Source organism: Halomonas rhizosphaerae (assembly GCF_030012485.1).
In the GTDB taxonomy this organism is placed as follows: Bacteria; Pseudomonadota; Gammaproteobacteria; order Pseudomonadales; family Halomonadaceae; genus Halomonas; species Halomonas rhizosphaerae.
This window is the reverse complement of record NZ_JASCQQ010000007.1, coordinates 312,155-325,728: the sequence shown is the minus strand read 5'-3', so window position 1 is coordinate 325,728 and position 13,574 is coordinate 312,155. Positions and strand designations below refer to the sequence as shown.

Sequence of the window (13,574 nt, the reverse complement as noted above, 5' to 3'; positions counted from 1 at the left end):
GGCCCGAGGCAGGGTGGACAGGAACCGACAAGGACCGGCAGGGCCTACACCCAGCCGCCCAGCTCGTTGTCGATGATCGAGAGCAGCGCGGCGATATGGTCGTCGCGATCATTCAGGCAGGGGATGTAGGTGAAGGTCTCGCCGCCGGCCTCGAGGAAGCTCTCGCGGATCTCCTCCTCGATCTCCTCCAGGGTCTCCACGCAGTCCGACGAGAAGGCCGGCGACACCACCGCGATGTGCTTCCTGCCCTGACGGGCCAGCTCGGCGACGTGCTCCACGGTGGCCGGCCCCACCCACTCCTCGGGGCCGAACTTGGACTGGAAGGCGGTCTGGATCGCCGCCTCCCCCCAGCCCAACCGCTCGCGCAGCAGGCGCGTGGTCTTCTGGCACTGGCAGTGGTAGGGGTCACCCTCCAGCAGATAGCGCTTGGGCACCCCATGGTAGGAGGCGACCAGCACCTCGGGGGGCGTCTCGGCGGCGTCGTAGGCCTCGCGCACCGAATTCGCCAGGGCATCCAGATAGGCGGGATGCTCGAAATAGGCGGGCACGGTGCGAATCGCCGGCTGCCACTTGAGCGTCATCAGGGTGCGGAAGGCCTGGTCGTTGGCCGTGGCGGTAGTCGGCGAGGCGTACTGCGGATAGAGCGGGAAGAACAGGATTCGCTCGCAACCCGCCGCCTGCATACGCTTCAGCACACTGTCGGTAGCGGGGTTGCCGTAACGCATGCAGAAGTCCACCACCACGCTCTCGCCGAACTGCGCGTGGAGCCCCGCCGCGATCTTGCGGGTCTGCTCGCGGGTGATGGTCAGCAGCGGACTCTCGTCCTTCTCGGTGTTCCAGATGCCACGATAGGCCTCACCGGACTTGAAGGGCCGGCGCGAGAGAATGATCAGCTGCAGCAGCGGCTGCCACTTCCAGTCCGGGTAGTCGACCACCCGCTTGTCGGAGAGGAATTCGCTCAGGTAGCGGCGCATCGACCAGTAGTCGGTGGCATCCGGCGTGCCCAGGTTGGCGAGCACCACGCCGACCTTCGGCCTGGCCACCGCCGGGTGGTCGGCCGGGGCATGGGCCAGGCGGCCGCTCCCCGGTGAATCCAGGTCGGGGGAGGCCTTATCCGGGTTCGGGGGGGTCATGCGGGAGCTCCTTCGGGTCGATGAGTCATTGCGCCCTAGTCTAACAGCCCGCTCGCCCGGGGTGGGATGAAGTTGTACTATGAACGGAATTTGTACAGCTTGAGAAGAGGATCATGCCCCGACCGCTTGTGCTGCTGCTCGGCGACCAGCTCAGCCATGACATGGCCAGCCTGCGTGACCTGCCGGACAACACGGTGGTCGCGCTGTGCGAGGTGGCCGCCGAAGGCACCTATGTGCCCCACCATCCCCAGAAGATCGCCCTGATCCTCTCCGCCATGCGCCACTTCGCCGCCGAGCTTCGCGACAGGGGCCATCGCGTCCACTACAGCGCCCTGGACGACCCGGACAATGCCCAGGCGCTGGTCGACGAGGCAGAGCGCCTGGCCGGCCTCTACGCCTGCGACGAGGTCCGCGTCGTGCGCCCCGGCGAGTGGCGGCTGTGGCAGGCGATGCGCGAGCGCGAGGACGCTGACCTGCCCTGGCGCCTGATCGAGGATGACCGCTTCTTCACGGCGCCGGAGGCGTTCGCTGCCTGGGCCCGGAAGCGCAAGGCGCCGCGGATGGCGCACTTCTACCGCATGATGCGCCAGCGCACCGGCCTGTTGATGGAGGACGGCCAGCCGGCAGGCGGCCGGTGGAACTTCGACCATGACAATCGCGAGCCGCTGTCCACGGGGACCCGCCCGCCCCCGCCGCCCCGTCACGGCCGGGACGAGACCACCAAGGCCGTGCTGGCGCTGGTGGCGGAGCATTTCCCCGCGCATTTCGGCACTCTGGAGAACTTTCATTGGCCGGTAACGCGCCGTCAGGCGCTGGGTGACCTGCGCCATTTTCTCGAGCGTCTTCTCCCCGACTTCGGCCGCTTTCAGGACGCGATCAGCGACGCCGAGCCCTTCCTCTTCCATTCCCGGCTATCCGCGGCCCTCAACCTGGGCCTGCTCTCGCCCCGGGAGGTGTGCGAGGCGGTCGAGGCTCGTTACTACCGCGGCGAGGCACCGCTCAACGCGGTGGAGGGCTTCATCCGTCAGGTGCTGGGCTGGCGGGAGTATGTGCGCGGCCTCTACTGGACGCGGATGCCCGCCTACAAGCGTCGCAACGCCCTGGGGGCGAGCCGTGGCCTGCCGGCCGCCTTCTGGAGCGGCGACACCGACCTGCGCTGCCTGAGGCGCGCCATCGAGATGACCCGCGACCAGGCCTATGCCCACCATATCCAGCGGCTGATGGTCACCGGCAACTTCGCGCTGCTCTGCGACGTGGCACCCGAGGCGCTGTGCGACTGGTACCTGGCCGTCTACGCCGATGCCTGCGAATGGGTGGAGTTGCCCAACACCCTGGGGATGGTGCTGCATGCCGATGGGGGACTGATGGGCTCCAAGCCCTACTGCGCCTCGGGGAAGTACATCGACCGCATGTCGGACCACTGCCGGCACTGCCGTTTCGACCCGAAGCAGGCCACGGGCCCCGACGCCTGTCCCTTCAACAGCCTGTATTGGGCCTTCCTCGAACGCCATGCCGACGCCCTGAGCGGCAACCCGCGCATGTCGCTGATCTACGCCAGCCTGCGGCGCATGAGCGATGACAAGCGCGCGGCCATGCGCGAGCAGGCCGAGGCCTTCCTGGCGCGACTCGACACCGCCCCCGCCTATGGCCAGGGCGTGCACCGGGCGGGCTACGACGCCACTCAGGAGTTGATCCCATGACACGACGCGAGAGCCTCCAGGCCCGCGCCCCGGCGACCCTCTACCACGATGGTCACTGCCCGCTCTGCCAGCGCGAGGTGGCCTGGCTGGCGCGTCACCCGCGCCGCGCGCGGGTCAGGCTGGTGGATATCCAGGCAGCGGACTTCGACGCCGCGGCGCTCGGCACCAGCGTCGAGGCGATGATGGGCCTTCTGCACGTCCGCGACGCCGGGGGGCGCTGGTACATCGGCATGGATGCCAGCCGCGCGCTCTACGCGGTGCTGGGCTATCGCCGGCTGGTGTGGCTGAGCACCCTGCCGGGGATCGCGGGCATGATGGATGCGGGGTATCGCTGGTTCGCCCGCCGCCGCCTGCGCCTGGGGCGCTGGCTGCAACGGCGGCGGCAGGGCAAGGACAAGGGATAGGGTCAGAAGACCAGCGGCATGCGCGACGTCAGCGGGTCCTGATAGTGGGTCTCGCGCCCGATCATCTCGTCGTGGGGCACCTGCTGGACCAGATAGGCACGGTGGATGCCGGCGCGCTTGAGCTCCAGATAGACGTCATCCAGCGAGCGGAAGAGGATCGGCTTGGCGGCACGGGTCAGCATGTGACGCTGTCCCTCCACGTCCTCCAGCTCGACCTGGTAGAACCGGCTGCCGGCATGGCCGATCACGCGGATCTCGAAGTTGTCGTGGCGTGCCACGAAGGCTTTCAATTCCTGGAATTCCATGGGTCCTTCCTCCTGATGTCCGGGGCGATGATGTCGAGATACAAGAACGGGCACAGCCTGACTGCACCCGATGACGGTATCGTGTCGTCGACATTACCTTGATGTGACCCTGACCGCTTCGTCAGGTTCCGGACCTACTGATATTCGGAAGGATCGATCGCCTTGCCCAGGGAGTTGCGGTCCACCCAGTTGCCGGCCTTGGTCTCCTTGTAGCGGAACACCACTCGGTCGCCGACCTGGACCGGCAGCTCGGCATCCTCGGTCTGGTAGCTGTAGGCCTCGCCGTCCACCACCAGGTGATAGCGGTAGAGGTCAGGCATCCCCAGCCACTCCTTGAAGGGGCCTTCACGCTCCATCGACTGGAGCTCGCCTCGCCCCTCGAGCTTCGGGGTACGCCGGCGATTGCCGCGTCGGAATCCGCCTGCCATGGTGCCTCCTTCCTGTGTGATTCGAGGGCTGGGCATTATACGGGGCCGGTCACGGGACTCAAGGGCGCCGTCACTCGCCGAAGGCCTCGCGGTAGCTGTCCGGGGCCAGGTCCTCGAAGCGGGTGTACTTGCCGATGAACGCCATGTGCACGGTGCCGATGGGGCCGTTACGCTGCTTGCCGATGATCACCTCGGCCAACCCCTGATTGTCGGGGTTATCCGGATTGTAGACCTCGTCGCGATAGACGAAGCCGATGATGTCGGCATCCTGCTCGATGGCCCCGGACTCGCGGAGGTCCGACATCACCGGGCGCTTGTTGGGGCGCTGCTCCAGCGAGCGGTTGAGCTGGGAGAGGGCCACCACCGGGCAGCCGAACTCCTTGGCCAGCCCCTTGAGCGAGCGGGAGATCTCGGAGATCTCGCCGGTGCGGTTCTCGGAGAAGCCGGGGATCTGCATCAGCTGCAGGTAGTCGATCATGATCAGCGCGAGGTTACCGTGCTCGCGCACCACGCGACGGATCCGCGAGCGCATCTCGTTGGGCGAGAGCGCGGCGGTGTCGTCGATGAACAGCTGCTTGTCCTTGAGCAGATTGACCGCCGAGGTCAGGCGCGGCCAGTCCTCATCCTCCAGCTGGCCGGTACGCACCCGCGTCTGGTCGATGCGCCCCAGCGAGGAGAGCATGCGCAGCATCAGCGAGTCCGCGGGCATCTCCATGGAGAACACCATCACCGGCCTGTCGCTGGCGATCACCGCATGCTCGACCAGGTTCATGGCGAAGGTGGTCTTGCCCATGGAGGGGCGGCCGGCAATGATCACCAGGTCCGAGGGCTGCAGCCCCGAGGTCATCTCGTCCAGGTCGCGGAAGCCGGTGGAGAGCCCGGTCATCTCGCCCTGCAGGTTGAACAGCTCGTCGATGCGATCCACCGCCTTGGTCAGCAGCTCGCTCATGCCGATCGGCCCCCCCGACTTGGGGCGCTCCTCGCTGATCTGGAACACCAGCCGTTCGGCCTCGTCGACCAGCTCGTCGGCGGGGCGCCCCTGGGGGCTGAAGGCGCCATCGGCGATCTGGCTGGCCGCACGGATCAGCTTGCGCAGGGTGGCACGCTCGCGAACGATGTCGGCATAGGCGCGAATATTGCTGGCGGACGGCGTACTCCTGGCCAGCTCCGCCAGGTAGGCCAGGCCACCCACGGTATCGAGCTGGTCCCGCCCCTCCAGCGCCTCGGAGAGGGTCACCACATCCAGCGGGCGCCCCGCCTCGGCCAGGCCGGCCATGACGTTGAAGATCAGGCGGTGCTCGTAGCGATAGAAGTCATCCGCCACCAGACGGTCGGCCACGTTGTCCCAGGCCTGATTGTCGAGCATCAGGCCGCCGAGCACGGACTGTTCGGCCTCCAGCGAATGCGGCGGCACCTTGAGGGCAGCGGTTTCCCGGTCGAGGGTGAGGGGTTCGTTCATGGTGCGCGGACCTTCAGGGGAAAGGGGCAGGATCATTCTACGCGATGGCACGCCCCGACCCCATGCCCGAGGCAGGACGACAACACCTGTTCGTGACAGGACGCATCACACGAAAAGGGGGCGAGGATTCACTCCTCGCCCCCCTGTCGCGGCACGCCCCGGCGGGCGTGCCGTCGCGCAGGCCTTACTCGGCCACGACCACCACACGGACGGTGGCGTCGACTTCGGCATGCAGGTGCAGGTCGATGTCGTACTCGCCGGTCTGGCGGATCGGGCCCTGCGGCATGCGCACTTCGCTCTTGGCGACCTCGAGCCCGGCGCTGGAGATGGCCTCGGCCAGATCACGCGGACCGATCGAGCCGAACAGCTTGCCCTCGTCACCGGCCTTGGAGACCAGCGACAGTTCGATGTCGTTGAGCTGTTCGGCACGCGCCTCGGCCACGGCCTTGCGCTCGGCGGCCTGGGCCTCGAGCTCGGCACGCTGGGCCTGGAAGGCCTGGATGTTCTCCTTGGTGGCCGGCACGGCCAGGCCATAGGGCACCAGGTAGTTGCGGCCGTAGCCAGGCTTGACGGTGACCTGGTCACCCAGACCGCCCAGCTTGCCAATCTTGTCGAGCAGAATGACGTCCATTCTCGTAAACCTCTTGTCAGTGGCTGCGGGCCAGTCGTCCGCGGAAGTCCGCGAACGTGTCGATGAAGGCCGCGAGCAGCACGATGAGAATCATGGGCCAGGTGGTGATCAGCAGCACATAGAAGGCGACCAGCCACAGCCCGTTCATTCCCTTCAATCCGATAAAACCATGCACCAGCGCGATGCCGGCCACCAGCAGCGGCACCCAGGCCAGCATGCCCAGGGCGGGGAGCTGCAGCACGGCTCCCAGTACCCCGAGCACCACCAGCACGGCGAGCTCACGGGGCGCCAGGCGCAGGACGTGGAACTCCTCGCGGAACCCGCCGGGGTTGTAGAGCCCGGCCTGCCAGCCGCGCGCCAGGGCCAGGCAGGCCACGGCGGCGAGCAGCACGATCAGCGCGGTCACGCCGCTGATCAGCAGGCCGGCCAGCTGCTCGGTGTCCATGCCCTGGCGGGAGAGCTCGGCGAGCATCGACGCGATGTCCGGCGAGCCCTGGCGCAGCTGCTCCAGTACCGGCCCTGCCCCGCCCGGCGGCAGGAAGATATCCAGCTGGATCATCGCCGCCCCGGCCAGGGTGCCGGCGAGGAGCGCCTCGCTCCAGCGCAGCCGGGCGCGCAGCACCACCGCCATCAGCACCACCAGCAGCACGCTGGCCAGCGGGATGACGTCCCCCTGGGTCCACCACCAGCCGGCCGGCACGGCCGCGGCGATGATCACCGGCAGCGACGCGGCCAGGCCGTGTCGCAGGGTGACCAGGCCCGCCACGGCGGCCCCCAGCCAGAACAGCCAGGGAATCGCGGTGGCCACGGCCGCCCCGGCCGCGGCGTGGGGCGTGCCGCGCATCATCCAGCGGGCGACGGGCAACATCACGCGCAGTGCTTTACTGGTGGCTGTCGGTGTAGGGCAGCAGCGCCAGGTAGCGTGCCCGCTTGATCGCGGTGGACAGCTGGCGCTGGTAACGGGCCTTGGTCCCGGTGATGCGGCTGGGAACGATCTTGCCGGTCTCGGTGACGTAGGCCTTCAGCGTGTCCAGATCCTTGTAGTCGATCTGCTTCACGCCTTCGGCGGTGAAACGGCAGAACTTGCGGCGACGGAAAAAGCGTGCCATGGGGAAGACTCCTTCAGAGGTGCGATGGGGTGGCTCAGGCGGATTCGGTGCTGCGCGGCTTCTCGTCGCGACGGACACGCTTCTCTTCCACCGGCTTCATCATCGGCGAGGCCTCGGTGACAGCTTCCTTGGCGCGAACCACCAGGCTGCGGATGATGGCGTCGTTGAAGCGGAAGATGTTCTCGATCTCGTCGAGGGTCTCGCCGCTGCACTCGACGTTCATCAGCACGTAGTGAGCCTTGTGGATCTTGTTGATCGGGTAGGCCAGGTGGCGACGGCCCCAATCCTCGAGGCGATGCACGGTGCCGCCGTTCTCGGTGACGAGGCCGGTATAGCGCTCGACCATGGCCGGGACCTGCTCGCTCTGGTCCGGGTGGACCATGAAGACGATCTCGTAGTGACGCATGGGATCTCCTTGCGGTTTGGCAGCTTCCTCAATGGCGAACGCGTATCGCTCAGGGGAAGCAAGGAGTGATTGTCAAAAGACGGGTTGTCAGAAGACAGAAAGACCCGCTCGCAGGACGAGCGGGCGCAAGTATTCTAATGATCTGCGGCCCGACTGGCAAGGCGGGCGTCGCTCAGTCGCCCGGCGCGCGCCCCTGGCGCTGGCGCACCGCCTCGAACAGGCAGATGCCGGTGGCCACCGAGACGTTGAGGCTGGAGACACCGCCGGCCATGGGCAGCTTGACCAGGGTATCGCAGGCCTCGCGGGTGAGGCGGCGCATCCCCTTGCCCTCGGCCCCCATCACCAGCGCCGTGGGGCCGGTGAAGTCGGCCTCGAAGAGGCTCGCCTCGGCCTCGCCGGCGGTGCCGGTGATCCACACGCCGAGCGCCTTGAGCCTGGCCATGGCGCGGGCCAGGTTGGTGACCTGGTAGACCGGCATGCTCTCGGCGGCCCCGCAGGCCACCTTGCGCACCATGGCATTGAGCGGCGCCGCCTTGTCCTTGGGCACGATTACCCCGTGCACCCCCGCGGCATCGGCGCTGCGCAGGCAGGCACCGAAGTTGTGCACGTCGGTGATGCCGTCGAGCACGAGCAGCAGCGGGGGGGGCTCATGGGGCCAGCCCTCGAGCCTGAGCCACAGCGAGGTCTCGCCCTCGAAGGCGAGCGGCGTGGCGAAGGCGATGATGCCCTGGTGAGCGGCCCCCTGGGCGAGGCGGTCGAGCTCGTCCCGAGGACGGGAGTGGAGACGCGCACCGCCCTGGCGGGCCACCTCGACCAGCTCGGCCAAGCGCGTGCCGGCACTGCCCTCCTGGACCCAGAGCTCGCGGGGCACCTCGCCGCGGTCGAGCAGCGCCCGCACCGCATGCACGCCGAACACCGCCTCGAGCCCCCCGGGCGGGGCGGGCGCGCGAGGCGACTCCCTGCCGGCGTGACGCCGGGCCCTGCTCTCCTGCCCCGGCGTCCTGTCGTGCCGGGGCTTGCGACCTGCCGCCATCAGCCGCGCGCCCTCGAGCGACGCGGGCCACGCCGACGCCGGCCGCTCTTGCCCGACTTGTCACCCGGCTTGCCGTCGCCCGCCTTGTCGCCGCCGCGACGCTTGCGCGGCTGGCGCTTGGGACGCGGCTTGTCGTCGGCCAGCTCGAAGTCGATCTTGCGCTCGTCCAGGTCGACGCGAGCCACCTGCACGGTGACGCCGTCGCCCAGGCGGTAGCTCATGCCGCTGCGCTCGCCCTTGAGGCGGTGCTTCTCGGGCTCGTAGTGGTAGTAGTCGGAAGGCAGCGAGGTGACGTGCACCAGCCCTTCCACGAACACCTCGTCGAGGCGCACGAAGATGCCGAACTGGGTGACCGAGGCGATGCTGCCGTCATAGACCTCGCCGAGCTTGTCGGACATGAACTCGCACTTGAGCCAGTCCTCCACGTCGCGGGTGGCGTCGTCGGCACGCCGCTCGGTCATCGAGCAGTGCTCGCCGAGCTCGAGCATCTGCTCGAAGGTGTAGGGTGCCCACTTGCTGGGGGGTTCCACGCTGGCCCCTTCGGCACGCAGCACGGTATTGGTCTGGCGCGGGCCGCGGATCACCGAGCGGATGGCGCGGTGGACCAGCAGGTCCGGGTAGCGCCGGATCGGCGAGGTGAAGTGCGCATAGGCCGGATAGGCCAGGCCGAAGTGGCCATCGTTCTGCGGCGAATAGACCGCCCGGCTCATGGAGCGCAGCATCACCGTCTGGATGACGTCGGTATCGTCACGCCCCTTGATCGCCTCGGCCAGGTCACGGTAGTCCTGGGGGCTGGGGTCGTCGCCGCCGCCGAGCGACAGGCCCAGTTCGTTGAGGAACAGGCGCAGCTTGTCGAGGCGCTCCGGCGAAGGCTTCTCGTGGATGCGATAGAGGGCCGGCAGGTCGTGCTTGTCGAGGAAGCGCGCGGTGGCCACGTTGGCCGCCAGCATGCACTCCTCGATGATCTTGTGGGCGTCGTTGCGCGAGCGCGGGACGATCTTCTCGATCTTGCGCTCGTCGTTGAAAACGATGGCCGTCTCGGTGGTCTCGAAGTCGATGGCGCCCCGTTCCACCCGGGCCTCGCGCAGCAGCCGGTAGAGGGCGTGCAGGTTCTTCAGCGACGGCACCAGCTCGCGGTACTCCTCGCGCAGGGCGTCGCCCTCTTCCCCCTCGTCGTCGAGGATGGCGGCCACCTTGTTGTAGGTGAGGCGCGCATGGGACTGGAACACCGCCTCGTAGAACCGGTAGCGGCTGATGGCCCCGCTCTGGGAGATGTTCATCTCGCAGACCAGCGCCAGGCGGTCGACGGCCGGGTTCAGCGAACAGAGCCCGTTGGAGAGCAGCTCCGGCAGCATCGGCACCACCTGACCCGGGAAGTACACCGAGTTGCCGCGGGTGATCGCCTCCTGGTCCAGGGCACTGCCGGGCCGCACGTAATGGGAGACGTCGGCGATGGCCACCAGCAGCTTCCAGCTGCCCGACTTGGTCTTCCAGGCACAGACGGCGTCGTCGAAGTCCTTGGCGCTCTCGTCGTCGATGGTCACCAGCGGCACGTGGCGCAGGTCGATGCGATGGTGCTTGTCCTGCTCGGCCACCTCGGCGGACATGCCGGCGATCTGGTCGTGGACGTCCGGCGGGAACTCGGCGGGGATCTCGTAGCTGCGGATGGCGATGTCGATCTCCATCCCGGGATCCATGCGCTCACCGAGCACCTCGACCACCTCGCCCACCGGCTGCACCCGGGTCTCGGGCTGCTGGACGATCTTCGCCGAGATCACCTGGCCATCCTGGGCCCCGCCACAGGCGCTGTGGGGAATGATGATCTCCTGGGTGATGCGGGAGTTCTCAGGGATCAGCACCCCGAATTCCGGCGTATTGGCGCGGTAGACGCCGACGATGGTCTGGGTGTTGCGCGCGAGCATCTCGACGATGGTGGCCTCGTCGCGGCCCCGACGATCGCGCCCACTCACCCGAACCAGCACATGGTCGCCGTGGAAGACCCGGCGCATCTGCCGCGGCGGCAGCACCAGGTCGGGCTTCTTGCCGTCGTCGCGCAGCAGGAAGCCGAAGCCGTCGCGGTGCCCCAGCACCTTGCCCTTGATCAGGTCGAGCTTGTCGATCAGCGCATAGGCGCCGCGGCGGTTTCGCAGCACCTGGCCATCGCGTTCCATCGCCGCCAGGCGCCGGCGCACGGCCTCCTGGAGCTCCTCGTCGTCGAGGCCCAGCTGCTGGCTCATCGCCTCGTGGGTAAGCGGCTTGCCGGCCTCCTCCAGGCGGGCGAGCAGGTATTCGCGGCTGGGAGCGGGCTTGTCGTACTTGTGGGCTTCGCGTTTGGCGTGCGGATCGTCGCTGAGCGTCCAGTGGGTCATGCGGTGGGCATCCTTGGCGGCATCGGGAGCAGCGTGATCGAAAGGGCGCGGGGACGACGTCCGGCGCGTGGCATCTGGGATTTCGGGTCGATTGTCATGGGCGCAGTATAGCGCCGGTGCCCCCATCACCCAACCATGGCGGCGCCGCCGACGCGTGGCGCGCGACAAAAAATCCTGGATGGCGGGGCCAGATCCGCTTGCATCGGCAAACGAATCGGGTACCATACGCCTCGCCTGCCCAGATGGCGGAATTGGTAGACGCGCTAGCTTCAGGTGCTAGTGTCCTTACGGACGTGGAGGTTCAAGTCCTCTTCTGGGCACCATCGGTATCCCGTCGCTCTCGAACGGATACCCGGGAGTTCGCTCCCATGCTCTTTGTCAGCTCGGATCGCTCGTGTTCGCCCAGGTGGCGGAATTGGTAGACGCGCTAGCTTCAGGTGCTAGTGTCCTTATGGACGTGGAGGTTCAAGTCCTCTCCTGGGCACCATCGCAGACGCGATGCTCGCGAACACGACGACAGCATGATGCGCCCAGGTGGCGGAATTGGTAGACGCGCTAGCTTCAGGTGCTAGTATCCTTACGGATGTGGAGGTTCAAGTCCTCTCCTGGGCACCACTTCTTCTCGCGTCATGCAGCCGAGTCAACATTGCAGCCCCACAGGAAACCGCGACGCCATGTTCGCGGTTTTTTTGTGTCCGCCATTCAGAAGCGGCCGGGCAGCCTGGCCACGGCCTCGAGCCCCCAGCCCGCAGTTTCCACCTCGGCCTCCAGTGCCACGGCGGCCGCCTTGGGCAGCTGCGGGAAGAAGTCCAGGCCGGTGCGCGCCTCCAGCTCATCGATGCTGACCAGGAAGTCATCCAGCGACTCGTCGCCCGCCACCCGCTGCGGCATGAGGAAGGCCAGGGCGCGCGGCTCCTCGCCCGGCACCACCAGAATCTTGTAGAAGGCCTCGGGCACCTCCACAAGGCCGACCCGATTGAGCACGTTGTCCCGGAACGACGCCGGGAAGACCGGACCGGTGATCACCTGGAGGGTACCGAAGCGTGGCACGAAGCGATCCATCACCACCTCCTCCAGGCGCTGCCAGAGGCGCCGGTTGAGATCGGGCCGCTGGGGCGACATGTTGCTCATCAGGAAGGTGTCGCGCTGCGCCGCACTGCCATGGACCGCGGCGATGGCATAGTTGGGGGCGAGATGCCCACGATCATAGCCGCTGCCGAAGTAGCTGTCCGGCGAGATCGGCCACAGCGCGCGCCAGTCGCGCTGGAAGCCGGGTCGCGGCCCGGCGTTCGGGTCCTCGACATCGTGCAGCAGATAGCTGACCCACAGCGGATTGACCCGCACATCGGACCACCCCACCAGGAAGCCGTCGTTGCGCAACACGCGATGGAAGCTCAGCGGGGTGAGCTCCTGCCAGGTGGTGACGCCCTGCCAGCTGAGCCCGTCGCGCAGCTCGCGCTCCTGGAAGTGCCAGAGCCCGGCGGCCACTGCCACGAACAGCGCCGTGATGCCGAAGCGACGCGCCTGGCGGCGCCAGCGGTTGGCGACGCGCCTTCGTCTTGCTGCCATGCCTGACCCTTCCCTGTCCGATCATACGGCGGGCACGCGGCCCACGCCTTCCCTCACCACCCCAGCGAGAACATGGTCTCCAGATCGTGCCGGGAGTGGACCTGCATGGCATTGAGCGTCTCGGTGTCGCGAATGCCCTCGACGGCATTGAGGCGTCCGGTCACCAGCTCCGCCAGGCTCTCGAAGTCACGGGTCCGTGCGATGGCCACCAGGTCATAGCGGCCACAGGTGGAATAGACCTCGCTGATGCCCTCCACGTCGGCCAGCCGCTCGGCCACGGCCTTCACCTGGCCCTTCTCGGCATTGATCAGAATCACCGCGTTCTGCATCGGACTTCTCCCTGCTATGGGCGCTTGTGCGCGCGTCTCGTTCTGCGGGCGACCGGGTGGCCACCGCAGCTGGCGCGAGTATAGCAGCGCCGTCGAGGGCGCTGAACAGAGGGGTCATGCCTGGGCACCGGAGCTCTCCTCCAGGGCCAGCAGGCGGCGCTTGAGATCAGGCCCGCCGCTGTAGCCTCCCAGGCCGTCGGCGGCCACCACGCGGTGACAGGGAATCAGCAGCGGCAAGGGGTTGGCGCCACTGGCCGCACCGATGGCACGGGCGGCCCCCTCCCGACCCAGCTGCCGGGCCAGCTGGCCATAGGTGCGTGTCTCGCCATAGGGCACCCTCAGCAACGCCGACCACACCTGCCGCTGGAAGTCGCTGCCCCCGGGGGCCAGGTCCACGCTGAAGTGACGCCTGCGCCCGGCGAGGTAGCCGAGCAACTGGTCACGCGCCCCCTTGAGGGCCTCATCGTCCCGGACCTCCCCCGGCGGGTCGGGTGTCTGCTCGGCGGCCAGCACCACCCTCTGCAGCCCGGCTGCGCCAGCGCACAGCAGGATCTCGCCGATCGGCGAGGAAAATCGAGTGAACGCCATGGCCTCCCTCCTCCTGGGCCGGCGGCTGTGCGGCGGATTGCCGCACATACCCCGACCGGTTCGCGATACCCCCATCAGTTTACTACCATTGACCGAACGAACTCCGCAGGG

General features: G+C 67.8%; 15 protein-coding genes and 3 tRNA genes. 5 read left to right on the top strand and 13 right to left on the bottom strand.

Features of this window, described 5'->3' with window-relative positions:
- Window positions 1-44: 44 nt before the first annotated feature.
- A complete protein-coding gene (hemH, locus tag QLQ86_RS03925; protein WP_282736908.1) occupies window positions 45-1,133 on the bottom strand; it encodes a ferrochelatase in 1,089 nt (362 codons plus the stop codon).
- Between the two features lie 113 nt (window positions 1,134-1,246).
- Here hemH and QLQ86_RS03920 point away from each other — a divergent pair, with 113 nt between their 5' ends.
- Both QLQ86_RS03920 and QLQ86_RS03915 read left to right on the top strand, forming a co-directional pair.
- Window positions 1,247-2,833: a cryptochrome/photolyase family protein gene (locus tag QLQ86_RS03920; RefSeq protein ID WP_282815949.1), complete on the top strand. Its 1,587-nt coding sequence runs from the start codon at window positions 1,247-1,249 to the stop codon at window positions 2,831-2,833.
- Complete coding sequence (locus QLQ86_RS03915; protein WP_282815948.1) at window positions 2,830-3,237, top strand: thiol-disulfide oxidoreductase DCC family protein; 408 nt, start codon at window positions 2,830-2,832, stop codon at window positions 3,235-3,237. The genes QLQ86_RS03920 and QLQ86_RS03915 overlap by 4 nt, the downstream gene beginning before the upstream one ends.
- Before the next feature lie 2 nt (window positions 3,238-3,239).
- On the opposite strand, the gene QLQ86_RS03910 is transcribed toward QLQ86_RS03915, so the two are convergent.
- The 9 genes from QLQ86_RS03910 to rnr all read right to left on the bottom strand — a co-directional run bounded on the left by QLQ86_RS03910 (window position 3,240) and on the right by rnr (window position 10,977).
- Window positions 3,240-3,542: a DUF6482 family protein gene (locus tag QLQ86_RS03910; protein WP_282736911.1), complete on the bottom strand. Its 303-nt coding sequence runs from the start codon at window positions 3,540-3,542 to the stop codon at window positions 3,240-3,242.
- 134 nt (window positions 3,543-3,676) lie between these two features.
- Window positions 3,677-3,970, bottom strand: a complete 294-nt coding sequence (locus tag QLQ86_RS03905) for a hypothetical protein (RefSeq protein WP_040185486.1) — start codon at window positions 3,968-3,970, stop codon at window positions 3,677-3,679.
- Between the two features lie 70 nt (window positions 3,971-4,040).
- Window positions 4,041-5,429 (bottom strand): replicative DNA helicase, encoded by a 1,389-nt coding sequence (dnaB, locus tag QLQ86_RS03900; RefSeq protein ID WP_282736912.1) that lies wholly within the window; start codon window positions 5,427-5,429, stop codon window positions 4,041-4,043.
- Window positions 5,430-5,613: 184 nt separating this feature from the next.
- Window positions 5,614-6,060 (bottom strand): 50S ribosomal protein L9, encoded by a 447-nt coding sequence (rplI, locus tag QLQ86_RS03895; RefSeq protein ID WP_282736913.1) that lies wholly within the window; start codon window positions 6,058-6,060, stop codon window positions 5,614-5,616.
- A gap of 16 nt (window positions 6,061-6,076) precedes the next feature.
- Complete coding sequence (locus QLQ86_RS03890; RefSeq protein ID WP_282815947.1) at window positions 6,077-6,928, bottom strand: YybS family protein; 852 nt, start codon at window positions 6,926-6,928, stop codon at window positions 6,077-6,079.
- Between the two features lie 13 nt (window positions 6,929-6,941).
- A complete protein-coding gene (gene rpsR / locus QLQ86_RS03885) occupies window positions 6,942-7,169 on the bottom strand; it encodes a 30S ribosomal protein S18 (RefSeq protein ID WP_013333281.1) in 228 nt (75 codons plus the stop codon).
- A 34-nt stretch (window positions 7,170-7,203) separates the two neighbouring features.
- Window positions 7,204-7,575 (bottom strand): 30S ribosomal protein S6, encoded by a 372-nt coding sequence (rpsF, locus tag QLQ86_RS03880; protein WP_040185479.1) that lies wholly within the window; start codon window positions 7,573-7,575, stop codon window positions 7,204-7,206.
- 172 nt (window positions 7,576-7,747) lie between these two features.
- Entirely contained in the window at window positions 7,748-8,608 is an 861-nt protein-coding gene (rlmB, locus tag QLQ86_RS03875; RefSeq protein WP_282815946.1) for a 23S rRNA (guanosine(2251)-2'-O)-methyltransferase RlmB, read from the bottom strand.
- On the bottom strand, window positions 8,608-10,977 hold the full coding sequence (rnr, locus tag QLQ86_RS03870) for a ribonuclease R (protein WP_282815945.1): 2,370 nt from the start codon (window positions 10,975-10,977) through the stop codon (window positions 8,608-8,610). Before rnr ends, rlmB begins: the two co-directional genes overlap by 1 nt.
- Window positions 10,978-11,213: 236 nt before the next feature.
- On the opposite strand from rnr, the gene QLQ86_RS03865 reads away from it, so the two are divergent.
- The 3 genes from QLQ86_RS03865 to QLQ86_RS03855 all read left to right on the top strand — a co-directional run bounded on the left by QLQ86_RS03865 (window position 11,214) and on the right by QLQ86_RS03855 (window position 11,592).
- Window positions 11,214-11,300: transfer RNA gene (locus QLQ86_RS03865), tRNA-Leu, on the top strand.
- A 77-nt stretch (window positions 11,301-11,377) separates the two neighbouring features.
- Window positions 11,378-11,464, top strand: a tRNA-Leu gene (locus QLQ86_RS03860).
- 41 nt (window positions 11,465-11,505) lie between these two features.
- Window positions 11,506-11,592, top strand: a tRNA-Leu gene (locus tag QLQ86_RS03855).
- Window positions 11,593-11,679: 87 nt separating this feature from the next.
- Here the strand turns inward: QLQ86_RS03855 and QLQ86_RS03850 are convergent.
- From QLQ86_RS03850 to QLQ86_RS03840, 3 genes are all read right to left on the bottom strand, one after another.
- Window positions 11,680-12,546 (bottom strand): DNA/RNA non-specific endonuclease, encoded by an 867-nt coding sequence (locus tag QLQ86_RS03850; RefSeq protein WP_282815944.1) that lies wholly within the window; start codon window positions 12,544-12,546, stop codon window positions 11,680-11,682.
- Between the two features lie 53 nt (window positions 12,547-12,599).
- Window positions 12,600-12,875, bottom strand: coding sequence for an Lrp/AsnC family transcriptional regulator (locus QLQ86_RS03845; protein WP_023004511.1), 276 nt, complete (start codon window positions 12,873-12,875; stop codon window positions 12,600-12,602).
- Between the two features lie 114 nt (window positions 12,876-12,989).
- Window positions 12,990-13,463 (bottom strand): methylated-DNA--[protein]-cysteine S-methyltransferase, encoded by a 474-nt coding sequence (locus tag QLQ86_RS03840; RefSeq protein ID WP_282736918.1) that lies wholly within the window; start codon window positions 13,461-13,463, stop codon window positions 12,990-12,992.
- Window positions 13,464-13,574: the final 111 nt, after the last annotated feature.

Coding starts and splice junctions, on each gene's coding strand:
- hemH (WP_282736908.1), bottom strand. CDS start 1,133: ATGACCCCCCCGAACCCGGATAAGGCCTCCCCCGACCTGGATTCACCG.
- QLQ86_RS03920 (WP_282815949.1), top strand. CDS start 1,247: ATGCCCCGACCGCTTGTGCTGCTGCTCGGCGACCAGCTCAGCCATGAC.
- QLQ86_RS03915 (WP_282815948.1), top strand. CDS start 2,830: ATGACACGACGCGAGAGCCTCCAGGCCCGCGCCCCGGCGACCCTCTAC.
- QLQ86_RS03910 (WP_282736911.1), bottom strand. CDS start 3,542: ATGGAATTCCAGGAATTGAAAGCCTTCGTGGCACGCCACGACAACTTC.
- QLQ86_RS03905 (WP_040185486.1), bottom strand. CDS start 3,970: ATGGCAGGCGGATTCCGACGCGGCAATCGCCGGCGTACCCCGAAGCTC.
- dnaB (WP_282736912.1), bottom strand. CDS start 5,429: ATGAACGAACCCCTCACCCTCGACCGGGAAACCGCTGCCCTCAAGGTG.
- rplI (WP_282736913.1), bottom strand. CDS start 6,060: ATGGACGTCATTCTGCTCGACAAGATTGGCAAGCTGGGCGGTCTGGGT.
- QLQ86_RS03890 (WP_282815947.1), bottom strand. CDS start 6,928: ATGTTGCCCGTCGCCCGCTGGATGATGCGCGGCACGCCCCACGCCGCG.
- rpsR (WP_013333281.1), bottom strand. CDS start 7,169: ATGGCACGCTTTTTCCGTCGCCGCAAGTTCTGCCGTTTCACCGCCGAA.
- rpsF (WP_040185479.1), bottom strand. CDS start 7,575: ATGCGTCACTACGAGATCGTCTTCATGGTCCACCCGGACCAGAGCGAG.
- rlmB (WP_282815946.1), bottom strand. CDS start 8,608: ATGGCGGCAGGTCGCAAGCCCCGGCACGACAGGACGCCGGGGCAGGAG.
- rnr (WP_282815945.1), bottom strand. CDS start 10,977: ATGACCCACTGGACGCTCAGCGACGATCCGCACGCCAAACGCGAAGCC.
- QLQ86_RS03850 (WP_282815944.1), bottom strand. CDS start 12,546: ATGGCAGCAAGACGAAGGCGCGTCGCCAACCGCTGGCGCCGCCAGGCG.
- QLQ86_RS03845 (WP_023004511.1), bottom strand. CDS start 12,875: ATGCAGAACGCGGTGATTCTGATCAATGCCGAGAAGGGCCAGGTGAAG.
- QLQ86_RS03840 (WP_282736918.1), bottom strand. CDS start 13,463: ATGGCGTTCACTCGATTTTCCTCGCCGATCGGCGAGATCCTGCTGTGC.